18 protein-coding genes, 1 tRNA gene and 3 pseudogenes are annotated in these 19,800 nt (G+C 49.2%); 11 read left to right on the forward strand and 11 right to left on the reverse strand.

Annotated features, from left to right (window positions below):
• Window positions 1-166 precede the first annotated feature (166 nt).
• A complete protein-coding gene (gene smrB, locus EB241_RS01385) occupies window positions 167-718 on the forward strand; it encodes an endonuclease SmrB (RefSeq protein WP_124231440.1) in 552 nt (183 codons plus the stop codon).
• Between the two features lie 33 nt (window positions 719-751).
• Here the strand turns inward: smrB and sixA are convergent, their stop codons facing one another.
• From sixA to EB241_RS01405, 4 genes are all read right to left on the reverse strand, one after another.
• Window positions 752-1,234, reverse strand: a complete 483-nt coding sequence (sixA, locus tag EB241_RS01390) for a phosphohistidine phosphatase SixA (RefSeq protein ID WP_124231441.1) — start codon at window positions 1,232-1,234, stop codon at window positions 752-754.
• Window positions 1,235-1,403: 169 nt separating this feature from the next.
• The gene (gene fadJ, locus EB241_RS01395) at window positions 1,404-3,563 is read right to left on the reverse strand and encodes a fatty acid oxidation complex subunit alpha FadJ (RefSeq protein ID WP_124231667.1); all 2,160 of its coding nucleotides are present in this window, start codon (window positions 3,561-3,563) and stop codon (window positions 1,404-1,406) included.
• A complete protein-coding gene (gene fadI, locus EB241_RS01400) occupies window positions 3,563-4,873 on the reverse strand; it encodes an acetyl-CoA C-acyltransferase FadI (RefSeq protein ID WP_124231442.1) in 1,311 nt (436 codons plus the stop codon). The genes fadJ and fadI overlap by 1 nt, the downstream gene beginning before the upstream one ends.
• Before the next feature lie 173 nt (window positions 4,874-5,046).
• On the reverse strand, window positions 5,047-5,343 hold the full coding sequence (locus EB241_RS01405; RefSeq protein ID WP_124231443.1) for a YfcZ/YiiS family protein: 297 nt from the start codon (window positions 5,341-5,343) through the stop codon (window positions 5,047-5,049).
• Window positions 5,344-5,720: 377 nt separating this feature from the next.
• Here EB241_RS01405 and fadL point away from each other — a divergent pair, with 377 nt between their 5' ends.
• Window positions 5,721-7,004 (forward strand): long-chain fatty acid transporter FadL, encoded by a 1,284-nt coding sequence (fadL, locus tag EB241_RS01410; protein WP_124231444.1) that lies wholly within the window; start codon window positions 5,721-5,723, stop codon window positions 7,002-7,004.
• 50 nt (window positions 7,005-7,054) lie between these two features.
• Here fadL and mlaA read toward each other — a convergent pair whose 3' ends face one another.
• Complete coding sequence (gene mlaA / locus EB241_RS01415; RefSeq protein WP_124231445.1) at window positions 7,055-7,816, reverse strand: phospholipid-binding lipoprotein MlaA; 762 nt, start codon at window positions 7,814-7,816, stop codon at window positions 7,055-7,057.
• 277 nt (window positions 7,817-8,093) lie between these two features.
• A complete protein-coding gene (locus EB241_RS01420) occupies window positions 8,094-8,636 on the reverse strand; it encodes a cytochrome c-type biogenesis protein (RefSeq protein ID WP_124231446.1) in 543 nt (180 codons plus the stop codon).
• A 364-nt stretch (window positions 8,637-9,000) separates the two neighbouring features.
• On the opposite strand from EB241_RS01420, the gene EB241_RS01425 reads away from it, so the two are divergent.
• From EB241_RS01425 to EB241_RS21240, 4 genes are all read left to right on the forward strand, one after another.
• Entirely contained in the window at window positions 9,001-9,909 is a 909-nt protein-coding gene (locus EB241_RS01425; RefSeq protein WP_233592508.1) for a formate/nitrite transporter family protein, read from the forward strand.
• Between the two features lie 483 nt (window positions 9,910-10,392).
• Window positions 10,393-10,467, forward strand: a tRNA-Arg gene (locus EB241_RS01430).
• Between the two features lie 173 nt (window positions 10,468-10,640).
• On the forward strand, window positions 10,641-10,808 hold the full coding sequence (locus EB241_RS21835; RefSeq protein ID WP_325050344.1) for an Arm DNA-binding domain-containing protein: 168 nt from the start codon (window positions 10,641-10,643) through the stop codon (window positions 10,806-10,808).
• Between the two features lie 138 nt (window positions 10,809-10,946).
• Complete coding sequence (locus EB241_RS21240; protein ID WP_233592522.1) at window positions 10,947-11,252, forward strand: tyrosine-type recombinase/integrase; 306 nt, start codon at window positions 10,947-10,949, stop codon at window positions 11,250-11,252.
• Between the two features lie 7 nt (window positions 11,253-11,259).
• On the opposite strand, the pseudogene EB241_RS01440 reads toward EB241_RS21240, so the two are convergent.
• A pseudogene (locus EB241_RS01440) lies at window positions 11,260-12,344 on the reverse strand (IS3 family transposase).
• A gap of 273 nt (window positions 12,345-12,617) precedes the next feature.
• The gene (locus tag EB241_RS01445; protein WP_124231448.1) at window positions 12,618-13,025 is read right to left on the reverse strand and encodes a hypothetical protein; all 408 of its coding nucleotides are present in this window, start codon (window positions 13,023-13,025) and stop codon (window positions 12,618-12,620) included.
• A gap of 480 nt (window positions 13,026-13,505) precedes the next feature.
• Here EB241_RS01445 and EB241_RS01450 point away from each other — a divergent pair.
• Window positions 13,506-14,506, forward strand: a pseudogene (locus EB241_RS01450) (hypothetical protein).
• Window positions 14,507-15,642: 1,136 nt separating this feature from the next.
• Here EB241_RS01450 and EB241_RS01460 read toward each other — a convergent pair.
• Together EB241_RS01460 and EB241_RS01465 are read right to left on the reverse strand one after the other, a co-directional pair.
• Window positions 15,643-15,885, reverse strand: a pseudogene (locus EB241_RS01460) (antiterminator Q family protein); the annotation flags it as partial.
• Window positions 15,886-16,123: 238 nt separating this feature from the next.
• The gene (locus tag EB241_RS01465; RefSeq protein WP_124231450.1) at window positions 16,124-16,393 is read right to left on the reverse strand and encodes a cupin domain-containing protein; all 270 of its coding nucleotides are present in this window, start codon (window positions 16,391-16,393) and stop codon (window positions 16,124-16,126) included.
• A 389-nt stretch (window positions 16,394-16,782) separates the two neighbouring features.
• Between EB241_RS01465 and EB241_RS01470 the strand changes: the two genes are divergently transcribed.
• A complete protein-coding gene (locus EB241_RS01470) occupies window positions 16,783-17,079 on the forward strand; it encodes a hypothetical protein (RefSeq protein ID WP_124231451.1) in 297 nt (98 codons plus the stop codon).
• Between the two features lie 104 nt (window positions 17,080-17,183).
• On the opposite strand, the gene EB241_RS01475 is transcribed toward EB241_RS01470, so the two are convergent.
• Window positions 17,184-17,420, reverse strand: a complete 237-nt coding sequence (locus tag EB241_RS01475; RefSeq protein ID WP_124231452.1) for a putative hemolysin — start codon at window positions 17,418-17,420, stop codon at window positions 17,184-17,186.
• Between the two features lie 140 nt (window positions 17,421-17,560).
• Between EB241_RS01475 and EB241_RS01480 the strand changes: the two genes are divergently transcribed.
• From EB241_RS01480 to EB241_RS01490, 3 genes are all read left to right on the forward strand, one after another.
• Complete coding sequence (locus tag EB241_RS01480) at window positions 17,561-17,881, forward strand: hypothetical protein (protein WP_124231453.1); 321 nt, start codon at window positions 17,561-17,563, stop codon at window positions 17,879-17,881.
• 111 nt (window positions 17,882-17,992) lie between these two features.
• Window positions 17,993-18,202 (forward strand): hypothetical protein, encoded by a 210-nt coding sequence (locus EB241_RS01485; protein WP_016190100.1) that lies wholly within the window; start codon window positions 17,993-17,995, stop codon window positions 18,200-18,202.
• Between the two features lie 325 nt (window positions 18,203-18,527).
• On the forward strand, window positions 18,528-19,778 hold the full coding sequence (locus tag EB241_RS01490; protein ID WP_124231454.1) for a mechanosensitive ion channel family protein: 1,251 nt from the start codon (window positions 18,528-18,530) through the stop codon (window positions 19,776-19,778).
• Window positions 19,779-19,800 lie beyond the last annotated feature (22 nt).

The raw sequence follows: 19,800 nt of genomic DNA on the forward strand, positions 1-19,800 counted from the left end.
CCTCCCCAGGCCAGATTTTATCTGGCTGCTAGTTTGCCACGAAGCCGGGGATAATTCAGCGCAGCAGCGTGAAAAAGCTGACATTTGTTTATCACACGCGAAAACTCGGGGTAGACTGTGCGCAATAATTAAAAATCCTGGCTTGTGTCGTGCCACGGGAGAGTCAATGAGTAAAAAACAGTCCCTCAGTGCCGAAGACGAGGCCCTGTTTCGCGGGTTGATGGCCGGTACACGTAAACTGGCCCAGGACACGATTGTCCATAAACCGTTGCGTAAAAAAATATCAGCGGTGCCACAAAAACGTCTGCTTAGTGAGCAAATCGACGCCAGTCACTACTTTTCTGATGTGTTTCAGCCAATGCTGGCAGAGGAAGGCCCGGTGCGTTATGTGCGAAGTGACGTCAGCCATTATGAACTGAAAAAGCTGCGTCGTGGTGATTACACGCCGGAAATATTTCTCGATCTACATGGTTTAACCCAGAAGCAGGCCAAGAATGAACTGGGAGCGCTGATTGCAGCCTGTCGGCGCGAGCACATTTTCTGTGCCAGCGTAATGCACGGTCACGGAAAACATGTGTTGAAACAGCAAACACCGTTATGGCTGGCACAACATCCGATGGTGATGGCGTTTCACCAGGCACCAAGGCTGTTTGGTGGTGATGCGGCACTGCTGGTGATAATTGAAGTGGAAGAGTGGCAACCGCCGGAACTTCCCTGAAGCAACAGGCCGGTATTCCCGGCCCGCCGGAAACTAGATAGCTCTGGCCAGCCTGGAAGGACTGACCTGCCATTCCAGTTTGCCACTGGCGTTTTCAGCATCATAGTCAATGCAGGCAATGGCGGATGTCGCGAACATCGGCGGCGCTTCCTGTGGGCAGAGCGCTGAAACGAGATATCCCACCAGCGGCAGATGAGAAATCACCAGCACCGATCTCACGCCTTCTTTCATCAGCACCTGCAGATAGCTGGCAACCAGTGCCGGATCGCCACCCGGCGTCAGTTCTGGCAGGGTTTCCTGCCCTTCTGGCAGGGCCAGTGCTTCACGCACCGTTGCAAGCGTTTGCTCTGCACGAAGATAGGGACTGACCAGCACCCGATCGATATGCACCGACTGACCGTTAAGCCAGTTCGCCATCTGCCGTGATTCATCAGAGCCGCAATGAGTCAGAGGTCTTACCGAGTCACTGGCAGCATCTAAAGCCGCATCGCCGTGACGCATAATGAAAACTTGCATAGTGCACCGCTGTTGTTAAACAAAAACGCCGGAAAAAACCACTTGCCGACTCTTCATTCAGGGAATGAACGCTGTGTTGTAACCCAATGCCGGAAGTTAAGTCAACCGATTGTTTACTAATTGACCGCATTCAGGACAACTCCTGTTTTCCGCCAGTCAAAGAGAGAATCTAACTCGCTGAATCAGCGTGATTCTCATGATTAACCCGCGCTGTGTAAAAAGTTTCCCGTGAATCCGCCATCTGACATAACCGGTCGCAGGGCGTAAATCGTTCCCCTCGGGACTGCATCAGACGTTCCAGGGTGTTGACCACCTGCCGGATGCCAAGCCTGTCCATATAGCGAAAGGGGCCGCCAAGAAAAGGGGGAAAACCGATGCCAAATATCGCCCCAATATCACCATCGCGGGCACAACGTATCACGTTGTCATCCAGCACCCTCGCCGCTTCATTCAGCATCATCATTACACAACGCAGGGCAATATTATCATTACTCAGGTGAGACTGCGGCGTGATATTAAGCAGTGTATAGATACTGTTGTCGACCGCCTTTTTCCGTGCGAACTTTTTACCGTTATATAAGTAAAATCCCCGACCGTTTTTTCTGCCTTTGCGATCGTCGTTCAGTACGGCGCTAAAGGCCTCAGGTGCCTTAAAACGATCGCCCCACGCGGTTGTCAGCACGGGCATAATATGGGTTGCCACATCAATCCCCACCTCATCCAGCAACTGGATGGGACCCACCGGAAAGCCAAAATTTGTCAGCGCCTGGTCAATAGCATCAATCGGCTCGCCGTCAAGCAGGCACCGCATCGCTTCGTTAATGTAGGGGGCCAGAATGCGGTTGATATAGAACCCGGCTTTATCCGCCACCAGCAGCGGCATTTTTCCCTGCTTTTTCGCCAGTGCAACCGTGGTGGCTATCGTTTCGGCACTGGTAAACGCATGCGGGATCACCTCCACCAGCGGCATTTTGTCTACCGGACTGAAAAAGTGCAGGCCAATGATATTCTCTGGTCGCCGGGCATTGGCGGCAATGTCGCTGATGGAGAGTGATGAGGTGTTGGAAGCAAAAACCGTATGAGGTCCGGCGTGCGCTTCCACCTCTGCGACCATTTTTTGTTTCAGGGCCAGATCTTCAAACACCGCTTCGATAATCACATCACGTTGTTGAAACCCCTGAAAATCAATGGAGCCGCTCAATAAAGCCATCCGCCGTTGCCTCTGCACAGGGGTGAGGCGATGACGCTGCACATCGCGGCTCAACAGATCCCAGCTGTATTTCAGCGCACTGTTGATCCCCTGCCAACGGATATCTTTGATACGCACCGGCACGCCGCCACGGATGGCGGTGACATAAGCGATCCCGCCGCCCATCAGCCCGCCGCCCAACACACCAACAGCGTTAATCTCCCGCGCTGCTGTATCGGCAACCGCCGCTTTTTTCATCGCCGTGGAGGCAAAAAAAATCGAGCGCAACGCGGCAGATTCAGGCGTCATTGCAAGCTGCCCAAAGGCCTGAGCCTCAAGGGCATAGCCTGCGTCACTCCCGTGTTGCAGGCCAGTCTTCACAACCTGCAAAATTTTCTGCGTGGCAGGAAAGTTGCCGCGGGTTTTGTCCTGTGCTTTTTTTGCCGCCACCCGAAACATCAGCGACCGGCCGGCCGCCGTGTGAAGCAGGCGGTCGCGCAGTGACAAAATGCGGTTTGGTTTATGATTCTGCAATGTCATTTTCACTGCGGTTTCCAGCAAAATTGACGGTGGGACGGCATCATCCACTAACCCCACTTTTAATGCCCGCCTGGCCCGTAACGTTTTGCCGGTCAGGATCATATCCAGTGCAGCGGGAGCGCCAATCAGTCGTGGAAGTCGCTGGGTCCCTCCTGAACCTGGTAACAGCCCCAGCTGCACTTCCGGCAATCCCAGTCGGGTTTGATCATCCAGCGTGCAGACCCGTTGATGGCAAGCCAGAGCCAGTTCCAGCCCACCTCCCAGGCAGGCGCCATGAATAGCCGCCACCACCGGCACCGGGAACGAAGCAATTTCAGCCATCACCTCCTGCCCCTGTCGTGCCAGTTCCTCCGCCTGCTGGGCTGAAGAACAGCTGGCAATCATCGTGATATCTGCACCGGCAATAAAAGAATCCGGTTTACCGGAAATCATCACCAGCCCGGCAAGCTGTGGATAGCGCCGCGCGTCGGCAAGCACGCCACGGATCTGTCCGGCAAATTCTGCCTTCAGGGTGTTGATTTTCTCGTCGGCGACATTGAAGGTAATCACCCCGACGTTGTCCGGGCGCAGGCTCAGTGTAAGGGCAGATTTTGTATCCATCATTCAGCCTCCAGAACCATTGCCGCACCGAGCCCACCCGCTGCACAGGCGGTGACCAGTCCCAGGCCGCCCCCCCGTCGTCGCAGTTCATTCAGCGTCTGTGTGATCATTCTGGCACCTGTCGCCGCAAAGGGATGTCCATAAGCGATGGAACCACCCAACACATTGAATTTTTCCGGGTTAATTTCTCCCAATGCATGAGGTCGTTTTAGCACTTCGCGGGCGAAACGCGCATCGGCAAACATTTTTATGTTAACCAGCGTCTGGGCGGCGAACGCTTCATGCATATCGATAAGCGTCAGGTCATCCAGAGTGATCCCTGCCCGGTCCAGCGCCAGCGGGGAAGCACAGGCTGGTCCCAGTAACATATCCTGCCAGACATCAATCGCGGCGAAAGCGTAGCTTCGCAGATAGCCCAGAGGCACTATCCCCAGCTCTTTGGCTTTGGATTCTGTCATCAGCACCACAACGGCGGCTCCATCGGTCAACGGCGTGCTGTTTGCTGCCGTGACCGTGCCATGCTTGCGATCAAAGGCCGGCCGCAGTCTGGCGTAATCTTCCATTTTAGACTGCTCACGAATGTTATTATCCTTTTCCAGTACCCTGTCCCAGGGTGGGACCAACGCGGTCATGACTTCGTCATCAAGCCATCTCTCCTGCCAGGCCAGAGCAGCCCGCTGATGAGATCGGTGTGCCAGTGCATCCTGTTGCTCGCGCGTTATACCGTATGTTTTCGCCATTTGCTCCGCCGTGTCGCCCATGCGCAGGCCGGTCGAGTATTCAGCAATGGCAGGCGGAACAGGTAAGAGATCCCCAGGGCGTAACTGGCTGAACAGCGACAGCTTTTGTCGCCATGTGCGCGCTTTGCTGAGATCAACCAGCACGCGCCCCAGTTTTTTGCTCACACCAATGGGCAAAACCGATGAGGAATCCGCACCTCCGGCCATGCCAGCGCGAATGGTTCCTGTCAGCAGGCTTTCCGCCACGTTCGCTACCGCCTGAAAGCTGGTAGCGCAGGCGCGTGAAACGCTGTACGCGTCAGTCTCCACCCGCAGACCACTGGTTAGCACGATTTCCCGCGCAATATTAGGAGCTTCCGGCATCTGTACCACCTGACCAAACACCAACTGCTCAATCGCCTCCGGCGGAATTTCACCACGAGCCAGTAACTCACTGACCACCATGCGGCCAAGTTCTGATGCGGGAATACCATGTAGCGCCGTCGCCTGGCGGGCAAAAGGCGTGCGTAAACCATGCGTGATGGCGATACGGTCACCCTGTCGGGTCAGCAAAGGTAATGCCTGGCACATTCTTCTCACCCCGGAAACTGGAATAAGGCATCATTGCCCAAAGAGGTCTGACCTGTTTATTGTTAACCAGACTTTTGCATTTTGCACGGCAGGAAGAAAAAAATACGGAAGTAATTATGCTTAACGAGGCAACGGGCCGGACAGGTGCCCGGCTCCTCAGTAACAGAATGAAACTAACGCAGGCCAAGCTGGAAAATCATGGTTTCCGCCTGGCAACTGAAAGTGAAATCGGCGTCAAGCTGAATACCCTCCGGCAGCTCAATCATTCGGGCATTAATTTCGCACGCTTCTGATTCAACACGGCGGGCTTTTTCAGTGAGTCCGGCCAGCATCTCTTCAGCCTGCTGCCGATCAGTAAAAAGCTGGCTCCAACTGGCGGTGCAGTCACTGTTATCCATAACAGTACCGACATCGACACAGCAGCAGGCTGCGGTTTCGTTCGCGCTGCATTTTTTAATAGCATCAGTCATGTGAAGTCTCCGGTTAACCTGGGCAAATACGCTGGCTGAAAATTGACAAACTGCCCACAGTTTACGCTGAAGTCATTTAGTTGTCCGCCGGATGGCCCGGTTAGCCGCATTAAGTGAGGAATATCACAGTAAAAATTGATCCAGGACATGTCAGTCGCAGGCTGCTATAAAACATTGTTATTATTTTGTTAACCAGATCGCTTTTTCTGGAATCATTTCTGAAATATTTATGAGCCAATATTGCAACATCCTAATGGCTCAGCCCTATACTGGTGCCACTGGTCTGATTTGCTAGCTGTCATTCAGTCCCTAAACTTCCCGGCGTTTGTTACTTGATGTAACAGAGTAAATAAAAATCAGATGATGAGGTTATGGTCATGAACCATAAAAGCCTGTTTGCAAAGTCGGCGTTAGCTGTTGCAGTAACCCTTGTTTCTTCCAATGTCTGGTCAGCTGGCTTTCAGCTCAATGAGTTTTCCGCTATCGGTTTGGGGCGCGCTTATGCCGGTGAGGGGGCGATGGGTGACACGGCGGCCTCAGCCAGCCGTAACCCGGCCACCATGGCGCTGATGGACCGTCCAATGTTCTCTGTCGGCGCGGTGTTTATCGATCCCGATGTCAGTCTTGATGGCACCAGCCCGACAGGACAGAGCCTGAACGCCAGCAATATAGCGCCATCAAAGTGGGTGCCGAATATTCACTACGTCCAGCCATTAAACGATCGGTGGTGGCTGGGGGCATCGGCCACCAGCAATTATGGTCTGGCGACAAAGTACAGTAATAACTACACCGCAGGTGCTTATGCTGGTAAAACCGACCTGCAAACCATGAACCTGAATTTAAGCACGGCTTACCGACTCAACGAGCATTTCAGTTTTGGTGTCGGATTTGACGCTCTTTACGCCAGGGCAAAAATCGAGCGTTATGCAGGCGAAGCTGGTCAGGCGCTTGGGTTACCTGCTGATACTCAGATTGCCTATCTGAAAGGCGACAAATGGGGTTATGGCTGGAACGCCGGGATTTTATATGAGGCAGACAAAAATAACCGTTTTGGTTTTACCTACCGCTCAGAAGTTAAAGTGGATTTTGACGGCAACTACAGAAGTGCTCTGCCCAGCTCAATCAATGCTATTAACCAGGCGCGTAATCTTGGGCTACCTTACGCCACCGGCGGACAGACTATTCCAGGGGCTTTGACCCTGAACCTGCCGGAAATGTGGGAAGTGTCCGGCTACCATAAAGTCGCACCACAATGGGCCGTTCACTACAGTATGACCTATACCAGCTGGAGTCAGTTCCAGCAGCTGAAAGCGACAGGCAGCAACGGTCAGACGCTGTTCCTGAAGAATGAAAGCTACAAAGACGCTTACCGCATCGCACTGGGGACATCTTACTACTACGACGATAACTGGACATTCCGTGCGGGTATCGCCTTTGATGACAGTCCGGTGTCAGCGGATAACCGTAGTATCTCCATCCCCGATCAGGATCGACTGTGGCTAAGCACCGGCGCATCTTACGCCTTTAACCAGGATGCATCAGTGGACCTGGGCATTTCTTATATGCACGGCCAGGATGTCACCATCAAAGAAGGCACTTATACCTTCAGTGCAACGGGTAAGGCATTGCTTTACGGCGCGAATTTTAACTATAAGTTCTGACCATCCCCCAAAGGCAATAAGACCTGTCAACTGACAGGTCTTATTTACGCTTAGTTAGCGTCGATGTCCTGCAGATCGTCCTGGATCGCCGCCGCATTAGGATTTTCCTGTGGAATAAGCTTGCCACCACTGGCAAGGAAATCATGCCGCTGGAAATAGGCTGCCCGAATAAAGGCGTAAGGATCGCCGGTATTACGCAGCATGGCATCGCTGTCCAGCAGTTGCGCCCGCGTTTCCACCCCTTCCAGAGTCCATTTACCGACAGACATCCACCACGTCAGCCAACTGAGCGGAGCATAAAGATTATCGACCATTCCCCCCACATCTTCACGCGGGGTGAAACTGCCATAGCCCGGTAACACCACATAGGTACCATAGCCCACGCCATAGTTACCTAGCATGCTACCGAAACGATGCGGAGCCTCTTTTGCCAGTTGCGGGTTGGCCATGCCAGCAACATCAATAAAACCGCCCAACCCAAAAATGGTGTTAAGAAAGAAGCGGTTGAAATGAATCATCGCTTTGTAAGGTTTACCTTCCACAAAGTAGTTGACCATCGTTGACGGCTCACTGAGGTTCCCCAGGAAATTACTTAAACCGGTTCGTGCAGGAACAGGTACATAATCACGCCAGGCTACCGCAACAGGACGCACAACATAAGGATCGAGCACATTGTAGTTAAAGTTAAACATGGAACGGTTAAAGCCTTCCAGCGGATCGGGCCGCTCCTGCGGCCGATCCGCCGTTTGCGAACTGGCACAACCTATCAGCAGTACGCTGGCGAGCGTAACGCCCATCACGCGGTAGCTCATATCAATCTCCCTGTAGTGAAGTAGTAAACGCTCACGATTTCTGTTGATGAATGCCAACGGACCATTACAGGCGGGCATATGACCGTTGCACTAAAAAACCACATATCCCTGATGCTGAGCAGGTAGCAGCATCACACTGCTGTTATCCTGCCCCAGCGATAAAGGTAAAACAAAGGTCTTTTTGACTGCCATCGGCACTGCCAGGCAGGGCAACAGTGAGGGAAATATACATCACTCCACACGCTGGTAACATTTTTTCTGCCCATCCGGTGATTCATTACGGGGTGGGTATCTGCCTGTTATCGTCACAGGCTGGTACAGGCTGGTACAGATTTGTAAGCCACTTATCATCATATACCTGGGTTTGCTTCTGGTGATCTTTGCGTAAAATATTCATTCGCATCTGCGGTTTCACCTCGCGATCGCAACGGCTGATTTGACGTGTGCTGTTTTGCAGAATAATAAACAGCGTACCGAGAAACACAAACAGTACTGGCCCCACCCACAGTATCAGGCCCGGAGGGTCCGCCTGCGGCGGACTGGTAACCGCTTCGCCATAGTGTTCCACCATCCAGACTTTTACCTGATCGGGCGTATACTTTTCCTCCAGCAACTCACCGACTCTGAGGCGCATTTCAGCCGCGATCGTCGAGCCTGAGTCAGCAATACTTTTGTTATGACATACGGGACAATACAGTGTTTCGGTGAGGTAACGGTATTGCTGCTGCTCAACAAAAGAAAATGTCGTGGGATTAATATTGTCAGCCAGCACGTTGAATGCCAGCAGAAGCGCTACCACCATAATGATGCAATGTTTCATGTTACTGCCTCCTTGCGGTATTTATCTCTTAATAGCTTTATACGCTGTGCCATAACGAGTCATTCAGGCGCTGGCGTAGCAGGCGCGAATAATCCCTTTGCCATTTTGGAATGATTTCCAGTACGTCATCGCCACCCGAGCCAATTCACAGCATACCGTGACCATCATACAGACTCAACGCATAAGGGTTATCCAGTGAATTCAGCCGGTTAATCTTTTTAATCAGATTTATTCTGATCGGCTCGGTACGTTTTGCCAACGACTCAGAGCGTTGCCCTTTACAGTAAACCCGCTAACCAGACAGCTGACAACACCAAACACGCTACGCTTAAGGTAAAAATCAACGTGATAAATGGAGTTGCCGATGGACAGCAACAAAAAAGAAGTGGCAATTGAGAGCGAAGAAAGCGCCGAGGGTAAGAAAATTGATGTGGACGAAAGATCTTTGCCTTCCAGAGCCGCAGCTGTACATGAACAAATTCGTGAAGAAGGAGAAAAGGAGCTGGAGAGGGATGGCCTGGCCCTGCTGTTTTCGGCCATCGCCGCCGGGCTTTCGATGGGCGCTTCATTGATGGCAAAAGGCATTTTCCAGGTGAATCTTGAAGGTGTTCCCGGCGCCTTTCTTCTGGAGAACATGGGTTATACCTTTGGTTTTATTATCGTCATAATGGCTCGCCAACAATTGTTCACTGAAAATACCGTCACCGCAGTCTTACCCATCATGCACAAACCCACAGGTGGCAATATACTGTTGCTGTTTCGCCTGTGGGGGATTGTGCTGGGTGGCAATCTGGCAGGCACGGCGCTGGCGGCGCTGGCCTTTACCCATATGCCAATTTTTGATGAGGCCACGCGGCAGGCTTTTATCAACATCAGTGAGAAAGTCATGGCGCACAGCCCAACTGAGATGTTTGCCAACGCGGTAATCTCTGGCTGGATTATCGCCACAATGGTGTGGATGTTTCCTTCTGCCGGCATGGCAAAAATCTGGGTGATCATTCTGATGACCTGGCTGGTTGCGCTGGGCGATCTGGCACACATTGTTGTGGGTTCGGTCGAAACACTCTATCTGGTTTTCAACGGTATCATCAGCTGGCATCACTTTATCTGGCCTTTTGCTCTGCCTACCCTGGCAGGCAACATTATTGGAGGAACATTTATTTTTGCCCTGCTCAGCCACGCTCAGATCCGTAACGATCTGAGTAACACAAATAAAGCAGAGGCGAAAAAAAAGGCCAGAAGCGCAAAATCTTCGGACGAAACGGATAAGTGATAAAATTGCAAAACGCCAGTAAAAAGCAAACGGCATAAACGATGTTTTTTCCCTACCGGACTTAATTTGTAATGTCAAATGCCCTTATATCACCGGCAGTAGCTTTCTCTTTGCCACCGCCGGGCGGCATGCACCGTTATTTAAACAGGGCAAACGTATCGGCATAATAACCAGCTGCAAATATGATATAACTCAGCCAGATGGCAGCAATTACAGCAAGGGTCAATTTAGTTTGCATAGTAAATTCCTTCAGGAATGATTTAAACTGGACGGCTCGGATTAAAATATTCCTGCCTAATTATGCAGATCTTGATCTGACTCAACTTTCACTTAAATTGCTTTCAACCGGGCCTTCAGCCTGAAGCCGCGCCTGCAAAACTTATCAAAAACAAACGATAACAGACATAAAACTGATGACAAAAGCAGCAGTCAGACGGGTAAGTGGTTAATCTGGCGATCAAAATGCGCTATACTGCTCCCGCTGTCTCCTTAGTTAAATGGATATAACGAGCCCCTCCTAAGGGCTAGTTGCAGGTTCGATTCCTGCAGGGGACACCATATACACCTCTCCTGATATCAACCAAATTCAATAACCCCCCTTATAATCAGCCACAAACCCTCTATTCTGGCTATGCGACGTCAACTGATGTCTACCCATGTCAACGTGAATCAATAAGCGTTTGGAACCTTGGTGGGGCTTATCCTGTTCAATGAAAAACGAGGCCCCCAAAATGCCCTTAAATGCGCGTCAGGTTGAGACTGCAAGGCCCAGAGACACTGCCTGTAAGCTCGCTGACAGCGGAGGGCTCTATCTCATGGTCAATACTAACGGTTCAAAGTACTGGCGCATGAAATATCGATTTGCCGGGAAAGAGAAAAAATTGTCATTCGGGATCTAATCCAGACATATCACTTGCAGAAGCCCGCACTAAACGCGATGAAGCCAGAAAGGTATTTGCAAATGATACGGTTCCAGGTGAGGTCAAAAAGCTGAGCAGCCAGCCAAAAAGATCTCAGTTTCAAACACTTTTGAAACAATCGCTCTCAAGTGGTATGGCGCAAAAGTATCTGGCTGGTCGAAGAATTATGCTGAACACGTTAAGCGAGCTTTTAAAAATAACGTCTTCCCTTATTTAGGCTCTCAGCCAGTGAATGAAATTAAGCTGCTGGAACTTTTGTCTGTATTGCAACGAATGGAAAAACAGGGAGCGCCAGAGCTCGCAAGCAAAGTACGCCAGCGTTGTGGTGAGGTTTTTCGCTACGCGATTGTGACAGGTCGTGCCGAATACAACCCAGCAGCTGATCCTGGTAGCGCTTTGCAAGGCCATGAGAAATGTAAATAGACCCGTTTTAGTTCCATGCACTTTTTGAGATCCCGGACTTTTGATGCTGAAGGCGGTATTCCTCCGGTGTCAGGTTATTCAGTGACTCGTGCGGGCGTTCATTGTTGTATTCAGAAACCATCTTTCTGTCATTTCCCGCACTTCATCCAGGATTCTGAACAGATAAAAATCGAGTATTTCTGTTCGATATGTCCGGTTAAAGCGTTCTGAGTTGGTTTGCCCGGTTTGATAAACTCCAGCTTCATGGCATGCTCCTCTGCCCATTCGGCCTGTGTCAGGGAGATAAATTCCGGGCCGTTATCCATGCGAAGCATGACCGGATATCCCCGCCTGTCGAATACACGAATGACTCGCTGGGCTGGCAGATTCAGGTCTGTTTCGATCGACAACGCCTCACGGTTAAAGTCATCAATGACATTGAATGTGCGAAAACGACAGCCACAGGCAACGGCATCATGCATAAAATCGACAGACCAGCTCTGGTTCAGCGCTTTCGGCGAGACCAGTGACGAGGGATTACGCACCGGCAGCCGTTGTTTGCCCTTACGGCGCAAATTCAGCTTCAGCAGACAGTAAATACGATGAATCCTTTTATGATTCCGCTGATATCCCTGCCGCCACAGAATCTGAAATAACTCAGGAAAACCATACCGTGGATACCGTTCGGCAGCAGCCTGTAATGCAGAAATAACAGGCTCGTCACGCGTGGTATCCGGGCTAATGGTAAACCGTTCTGCTCAGGTTGAGACTCCGGCAGGTCTGACGGATACTGAGTCCAAATGTGGTTATCAGATGCGTCACCAGCTCACGCTTAAAGGCCGGCTTCAGAGCTTTTCTTTTGATAACGTCTTTCAGTGCGCGATTCTCAAGACTGAGGTCGGCAAACATCGGTTTGAGTCGTCGATTTTCGTCCTCAAGATCCTTTATCTTTTTAATATCAGATGCTTCCATACCACCATATGTAGACTTCCAGTTGTAATACGTCGCTTCAGAGATACCGGCCTCACGACAGACGTCCTTAACAGTTCGTCAGGCTTCAACCGACTTGATCACGGCAATGATCTGATGCTCAGTAAAACGGGCTTTACGCATAGCGATCTCCTTCGTTGGCAAAGTGAGTATGCCGGAAGATCTCTGCATGTTAATGGCACGATTATGCGGGATACTTACACGCCGTAAATAACCTGTGCGTTGTTTTTCAGCCATGTAATTGATGTTGCCGCGAAATCGGGCGGCAGATTCGAATGCTCCATTTGCCCGACTCCGTTTTGAAAATATAAAAAAAGCCGCCATATGGCAGCCTTAATGATGTTCTCAATTTCCTTTGGTAATAACGCCCATAAGACCGACATTTAAAAATAAAATTTATTCCAGTTTCTTATATTCACATATGGCAACATTATTGTCATAACAACGAGGAGAATTTTCATCATATCTATCATGCCCCGCCGCAAAAGACATACCATTTTTCTTAGCCTCTTTATCCATATGTCTTCTGTAGGCCCTGTCGATAAAAGATAATTTGAATTCGTTTTTCCTGTTGTCTGTGTCAGCAAAATAAAAAACAACAGGATAATCAAATTTAATTTTTTCCTCTTGATTATTACAATAAGATTTTATTGATTTCAAAGCAATATTTTCATTAGCAACAAATCTGACAGAATTTACAAGATTTTCACTCACACCATTATTATTAGCACATGCGTTGTTAATGTCATTATACTTCAGGATAGGCCTGAGAGTTACATCTCCGCCGGAATTAGTCACGTTCATGTAAAGTACCTAACTTTGGATATTGGCACCTATATTTATGTGTCAAACCGCTTTTTGTATATTAAAAAACGCTTTAATGAATATAAATCTTAGCAACTTTGAATCTTAAGGTCTCAATGTGCTCTATATCTCTATCACACCGGTACATATGCCAGATAGCGGAATGTGCCCCGGTTTACTTCATGACCTTATGTATGGGTGCAAGGTTACCGGCAGTGTGCAAGCTGTCAGCAGTCGCCAATTTTCAGAAGTGCAGAAACCAAAAAAGCCACCCGATATGAGGTGGCTATTTTTTTGTCCGTATAAAAGCAAAAAGCCCCGCCAGATGGCGAGGTTTCGATAATTAAGCGGTGTGTCGCAGTAACCACTGCCTTGCATGGTTACAACTCTTTTTGCCTAACGCACCAGATTTATTTATATTTATCGCAGTTTTTATTAAACCTGTGGCACTGACATTTACCCCGGACGGAGAAAGGACTCATGGCACGTAACATTGCACCCGGATATTGTATCGTTGAGAGGCAGGGATCGCTGGAGAATCAGGCGCGGGAACTGTTCAGAAACACCCGCTCCCCTGCCACCAGCCTGTTTATGCAACTCAATGCGGATACGCCGTATCTGAAACCGGGACAGATTCTGATTGTGGCCGACCCCGATACCCCCGCCCCACTGACCGCGCACATGCTTACCACGCTGAGGCAGGCCAAAAATGCCACCAATGCCGCCCTTACCGGTGTGGACGCTGATGACGCCGGGTTTATGCAAAGACATTACGCAACCATTGCCGCGCTGACCGCTATCGGGGATAAAGTCTTCAGCACCGCCGGGGATGCCGGTGAAAAATACTTAAACAGCATTGAGCAGACCCTCAAGCCAGCTATCAAAACCAGTTTCGCACGCAGGGGACGCTAATCAGCCAACAGTTTTATGTTGAACGCAATCAGCTGCTCAACCAGCTGAAATCCCTGGTTAACAAACCGCTGTTAAAATCCCTTGCCCGCTATAGCGTGAAATTCCGCCAGTATGAAAATATGAAAAAAGCGTTAAACCTCTCCAGCAAGTCTGTTGTGCATGAATGGTCTACGGTGGGAATGAGTGGTATTCCTGGGTATTCATATTATGTTGGCAATGCGGCAAGAGCAGCGCGTTTCCTCAAGGCCGGTGGGTATATTGGTATAGGCTTTTCGTTTGCAGGTGTGACGAATGATGTGGTGAATGCCTGTACGACGGGGCGGGAAGAGGAATGCAGCAAATACGCACTTAAAGAATATACTAAATTTGGGCTGTCAACTGCCGCCAGTGTGGGTGCCGGTGCTATGGGTTCAGTGGTGGGGGTGGGCATATGTACTGCTGTTGGAATAGTTACTGCGGGTGCGGGTGGTGTTGCATGTGCCGCGATTGGTTCAGTTGCTGCTGGCTACGCAGGGAGCGAATTTATGAACCTGGGTGTGAATACATTTTATAAATTTACAGGCATATAAATGATCATTAAATTAACCGGTATTTTTATTATTGGATTATGTTTAGTCAGCTTTGCCACATGCATTATTGTGTATGCACTACACAGGAAAAAATATTACAGACTTCTTGATGAGTTTCAAAAGAAATATACATTTCCCGCCCCATACTCGTTTCACTGCCTGGTGGGATTCTTTGGCGCTGGACCTATGGCATACTTCTTCCTTATGTTAATGAAAAAAAGAGAGTTTTTTTCCTGGACAGAGACAGTGAAGCGTATGATTTTTTCGAAAACGGAAATCATAAGCTGTCAGGATGGATAGCTGCTTTATACTACTCATTTATGACCAGTTCAGTTTGTTGCGCAATAATAGCTATCTTAGGCGCATCCCTGAATCTGATAAACAGATTCTCCCTGTAAAGCAGCTAATTAAACAGCCCACAACAGCGTGGGCTTAAAAAGCTAAACATAACTTTCAGAGCCTGTAATATCTACAGCAATGGGAACCGGCGGCGGGGCGTTGGGAGCAACGCTGGGCGGTGCAACCTGCGTTGGTCTGGGTATCATTACAGCACCCGCTGGCGGTGTTGGCGGTTTAGCATGTGCTGTTGTTGGGGCGGCGGCTGGTGGAGCGATTGGAAGCTCTGCCGGTAACAAAATAATTGATTATTTTATCAAGGATTAAAAGTATGTCGCTTATATTTTCTTATTTGGGTTTAGCTGCTGTGTGGGTGTGTGCTGTATGTTTCATTTTTCTTTTCTTTCATTTCGGCGCAAACAAAAAGAGATATAACAGGCTCATTGACTTATACCATAATAATCGTTTTTTATTTTATACCCCATACCATTTTCATTCGCTATTTGGTTTTTTTGGTTCCTTTACCCTGGTTTATTACTTTTTATGCCTGTTAAAAAAGAAAAAACCTGTTTTCATGTGGTATAAAAACAAAAATGTATACAACTTTTTTGATGGTATCCCCCACGAACTTTATAAATGGATGCATTTGTATTACAGAGTTACACTTGTATATGCATACTCCTGTATTTTCGTTGTATTAATGGTTTTAGCTAGATTTATTAATGAGAGGTATTTTCTTGCCTGATTTACAAATCAGAAATGGTAAACGTGAATAAGCCCACGTTGTGGGCTTTATTTCTCTATTTACTGTCCATCTCCAGGCGCACATCAGGCATAGACAAACAACCCTCTACAAACCCTTCCGCCATCTGAAACTTAATCCTGATCATGCCCTCTGACAGCTTCAGCTTTCTTCCCAGCGCCCGCTTTGAAATGCCTTTAACGTAATGGCTAAATAACAGGTCATACTCGTTCGGTCGCTTCTGTTTCAGTCGGGCCATGCACCCGTCAATGATTAATGCATCATTATCAGTGCAGCAGAGATCTACACCGTCTGTCAGATGTTCATATGTCCTGCAAAGAGCTGATGACAGTACTGCGCTGGTATCAACTTAATAACAAAATCGTTATGCAACACGGAGGAACTGACGAAAATGCTTCATAGTCTGTCAACTGTTTAGCAGAATTTATCCAGTCCGCTTGCAGAAAATTTTCTATTTGATCAGTTTTTGATTACGCTCGGGCAGCACCACCATTTGTGACACCCGTTCTGTATCATCCTTAGCGACCAGACAAACATTTTATCTCCCTATTTCCAAAAGATTCATGATGTGGTTGCCTGGCAAGCAAGTGGAAAACATCGCCGGGTAGATCGGTGGTTTTATCGTTATTTTTACCAATGGTAATATCACCTTCGAGGATCAGTGCCATTGCTTTAAAAGGGTGTGTGTGCTGTTGAAGCCCGGTGTCAACCTCACGCACAACCAACACCAACACCGGCGTATCAAAACCTTTCTCTTTCAATAACAGCCGGGACGCATTCTCTGTCATATCTTATCCCGTTTATTCTGCGCGCTTACGAGCCTCAGGAAGATGCCTGGTTCAGCCGTGTAATACAATCCGACGAAATCCAGAGCATCGCTGATATTCAGTTTATGCAAAACACGTTTAAGGACCAGCACCTCAGGCATTATCATAACGGGTTGGCCCTTATAACTGCAGTGCCAAGAGAATTTCGGCTGCCTGCCGGGAGCCTGATAAGGATCATTTGAGTCTTAACAGCCATCACGGGTTCAGGGTATCTATGGCGGGGAAATATCGCTCTTTTTTTAACGTTTCTCACTGAAGTCGATAAAGAAGATGCGGCTTTCCCGTGGTTAACCGTGTAAGAGACCGTCTTTCTGATACTATAGTCAGATTCAATTTGAGATGGTGTGAGAATGAAAAAACATTTCTGCGCGTTTATTGTACTCCTGGGGCTTGGTGGCTGTTCATCTTCATCCGGCGTAAATTTTGACGATGCAAAACTCGCTAAAATTCAGTACGGCACCACAACGCGTCAGCAGCTGATTTCGTTGTTCGGACAACCCACTTCTGAAACACCTTATCCTGAAAACCACAGCTTAATGATGTGGTCTTACAGTAAAGCTAATGCCATGAGTACCACCGATGGCAAGACGCTGACGGTGCAGCTGGATAACGGCAAAGTCAAGAGTTACAGCCTCAGCAAGACCTGACTGCCGCAGCCCACCACACAGGATGCGTAAAAAAGACAGAATGCCCCGCGCACACCGTTTATCGCTATCTGTGAAGAATGCCAGCGGCTACACAACGATAAACATTATCCATGGTCACGGCGATATAACATCCATTCCTCAACCCGCTCACCATCCGGCAGGGTGCAGTATCCTGACTGCCCCCGCTCCTGGCTAACTATATCCAGCCTGCCGCCCTGCTTAATACACCATTCAGAAGCCGGATTTGACATACCGATTTTGGGCCGCCCGGCTGGCTTTTCGATCTGAGCAGAACAACCCGCTATCGCTGTTGCAAACAGCATTAAAATGATTTTTTTCATCCGCTATCTCCATTTTTATCGCCGGCACCAAAACGACTTTCTCTGGTATAAAGCCAAATTTACGGTAAGTATAAAGCATTGAACATCAACCCCGATGCATTAAAATAGCTTTTTACTCACTCCAACAGGGATTTGTACGGATGCTGAAAACCTTTACCCTCAGACTCACCCTCGGTGTCGGCAAGTATCTGCTGGCAGATATCCGTGCGCTGCTACCCGCTGAATCAGTGCAGTTTTTCTCCAATGAGCTGGATGAAGAATGGCACTACACGTTGCTTTGCATCCATAGCGATCATAGCTGCTCGCTGATTGTGTCCGCTATCCTTGTCTGGCTTCAGCTCAAGCGAATCAGGATACTGATATACCGTACGGCAACGGAACATCAGGACGTTTCACAATGCAGCGCAGATGAGCTGTTTCATCTGCTGAGTAGGCCAGGTGCGGTTCTGTACCTGTCCTGAACAGGATGCCTGCCAATTTAAGGTTGTTTTTTTGTTCTATTCCTCTGATTGATATCTGCACTTTTACACTAGACTGAGAGATATAAATCAGATTGGTAGTGGAGCAAACGTATGCCAGATAAAGAGGCCGTCGTTGAAAGGCTGACCGTGGAAGTCCTCGCGCTGAGGCACATCGTGCAGATGTTGATTGCTTACGGTAACGTACCGACGGGCGGTAAACTGAATAAATATCTGCAAAAAGTGGCAGAAGATGCAGAACATCGTGACGGGCGAGCTGCCAATAAAGCGATTGCCGATGCCATCCGCAGCTACATTCAGTAGACAAGCTGCGGACAAGCAGTAAAGATCCGATACTGTTCGCCCTGCTTAATGATTCAGGTTGTCTTTACCCCTCCGGGAGGCAACCATGAAAATACGCCAGACTTACTTCAGCCCAGGTAATGTCTTTTACCAGCAGGCACCCTTTCCCGTTACCGGCGCAGCATGAGACCATGCTGAAACCGCCTCTTCGCCCAGGTAACCCGCCAAAAAGTTAACGGCTGGGCCGTTTGATTTTATGCTTTCTGCCACGCTTTCCTTGCCGCTCCGGCTTCGCAAAGGAGCCGGTCATCGACTGGAACAGCATTAACACAGGGAACAGAAACAGATGTATCAGTATATTTTTGACAGATTTAACACCTTCGATTTACCTTACGCATCGCTGATTGCGCTGCTTACTCTTCTTGGTATCATTTTATTTATCTCACTTATTGTCCACGGTTTACTGCATCGTGCCGTGCTTCCTTTTCTTCGCCAGTTTGCTGCAAAATCTTCGCGACACTGGCCACAGGTCATTTTTGACAGCAAGCTGTTTAGCCGCTTCGCACTGCTGTTGCAGGGTATACTTTTGCAGATTCAGCTGGAGGCATTTTTGCAGGGACATGAACCCGTCTTCAGCATACTGATGGTGATAAGCCAGGTATGGATGATGATTTTCAGCCTGCTGATGTTTTTCTCATTGCTGGATCTTGTCCTGACGCTGTCAGAAAGCAGCGTGTTCGCAACGCAGCTGCCACTACGTGGCATCTTCCAGAGCCTGAAACTGATCGCCGCTCTGCTTATCGCCTTGATGATTATTTCTGTGCTGATCGGCAAATCGCCGCTGGTATTACTGACCGGTCTGGGCGCCATGACCGCTGTACTGATGCTGGTGTTCAAAGACCCAATCCTTGGTCTGGTGGCCGGAATACAGCTTTCGGCTAACAGCATGCTCAGGTTAGGTGACTGGCTTGAAATGCCGAAATACGGCGCAGATGGCTCGGTGGTGGATATTGGCCTGACCACGGTAAAAGTGCGTAACTGGGATAACACCATTACCACCATACCAACCTACGTACTGATTTCAGATTCGTTTAAAAACTGGCAGGCGATGTCAGAATCGGGTGGCCGCCGTATTAAACGCAGTATCAACATTGATGCCACCAGCATTCGCTTCCTCAACGAACAGGACATCGCCGCCCTACAGCGTGCGCAACTGCTGACGCCATATCTGCAAGGAAAACAGGAAGAAGTTTCCGCGTGGAATGCCGGACTGAACTGCGATCTCAGCACGCCGCTTAACGGCCGCAGAATGACCAATATCGGTACGTTCCGTGCCTGGCTGGAAGCCTGGCTAAGGGCACACCCGCAAACACACAAAGGGATGACGCTGATGGTTCGCCAACTCGCCCCCGGTTCTGAAGGTCTGCCCGTTGAAATTTATGTTTTTACCAATACCACCGTCTGGCTGGAATATGAAAAAATCCAGTCTGATATTTTCGACCATATTTTCGCCGTGCTACCGGAATTTGGCCTGAGAGTTCATCAGACACCGACCGGCAACGACTTACGCAACATGCGCCTTGCTCCGGGCGCGTAAAACCGCCTACGGCGGACGATGT

This window comes from Erwinia psidii (genome assembly GCF_003846135.1).
GTDB classification, from domain to species: domain Bacteria; phylum Pseudomonadota; class Gammaproteobacteria; order Enterobacterales; family Enterobacteriaceae; genus Erwinia; species Erwinia psidii.

Coding starts and splice junctions, on each gene's coding strand:
- smrB (WP_124231440.1), top strand. CDS start 167: ATGAGTAAAAAACAGTCCCTCAGTGCCGAAGACGAGGCCCTGTTTCGC.
- sixA (WP_124231441.1), bottom strand. CDS start 1,234: ATGCAAGTTTTCATTATGCGTCACGGCGATGCGGCTTTAGATGCTGCC.
- fadJ (WP_124231667.1), bottom strand. CDS start 3,563: ATGGATACAAAATCTGCCCTTACACTGAGCCTGCGCCCGGACAACGTC.
- fadI (WP_124231442.1), bottom strand. CDS start 4,873: ATGTGCCAGGCATTACCTTTGCTGACCCGACAGGGTGACCGTATCGCC.
- EB241_RS01405 (WP_124231443.1), bottom strand. CDS start 5,343: ATGACTGATGCTATTAAAAAATGCAGCGCGAACGAAACCGCAGCCTGC.
- fadL (WP_124231444.1), top strand. CDS start 5,721: ATGAACCATAAAAGCCTGTTTGCAAAGTCGGCGTTAGCTGTTGCAGTA.
- mlaA (WP_124231445.1), bottom strand. CDS start 7,816: ATGAGCTACCGCGTGATGGGCGTTACGCTCGCCAGCGTACTGCTGATA.
- EB241_RS01420 (WP_124231446.1), bottom strand. CDS start 8,636: ATGAAACATTGCATCATTATGGTGGTAGCGCTTCTGCTGGCATTCAAC.
- EB241_RS01425 (WP_233592508.1), top strand. CDS start 9,001: ATGGACAGCAACAAAAAAGAAGTGGCAATTGAGAGCGAAGAAAGCGCC.
- EB241_RS21835 (WP_325050344.1), top strand. CDS start 10,641: ATGCCCTTAAATGCGCGTCAGGTTGAGACTGCAAGGCCCAGAGACACT.
- EB241_RS01445 (WP_124231448.1), bottom strand. CDS start 13,025: ATGAACGTGACTAATTCCGGCGGAGATGTAACTCTCAGGCCTATCCTG.
- EB241_RS01465 (WP_124231450.1), bottom strand. CDS start 16,393: ATGACAGAGAATGCGTCCCGGCTGTTATTGAAAGAGAAAGGTTTTGAT.
- EB241_RS01470 (WP_124231451.1), top strand. CDS start 16,783: ATGAAAAAACATTTCTGCGCGTTTATTGTACTCCTGGGGCTTGGTGGC.
- EB241_RS01475 (WP_124231452.1), bottom strand. CDS start 17,420: ATGAAAAAAATCATTTTAATGCTGTTTGCAACAGCGATAGCGGGTTGT.
- EB241_RS01480 (WP_124231453.1), top strand. CDS start 17,561: ATGCTGAAAACCTTTACCCTCAGACTCACCCTCGGTGTCGGCAAGTAT.
- EB241_RS01485 (WP_016190100.1), top strand. CDS start 17,993: ATGCCAGATAAAGAGGCCGTCGTTGAAAGGCTGACCGTGGAAGTCCTC.
- EB241_RS01490 (WP_124231454.1), top strand. CDS start 18,528: ATGTATCAGTATATTTTTGACAGATTTAACACCTTCGATTTACCTTAC.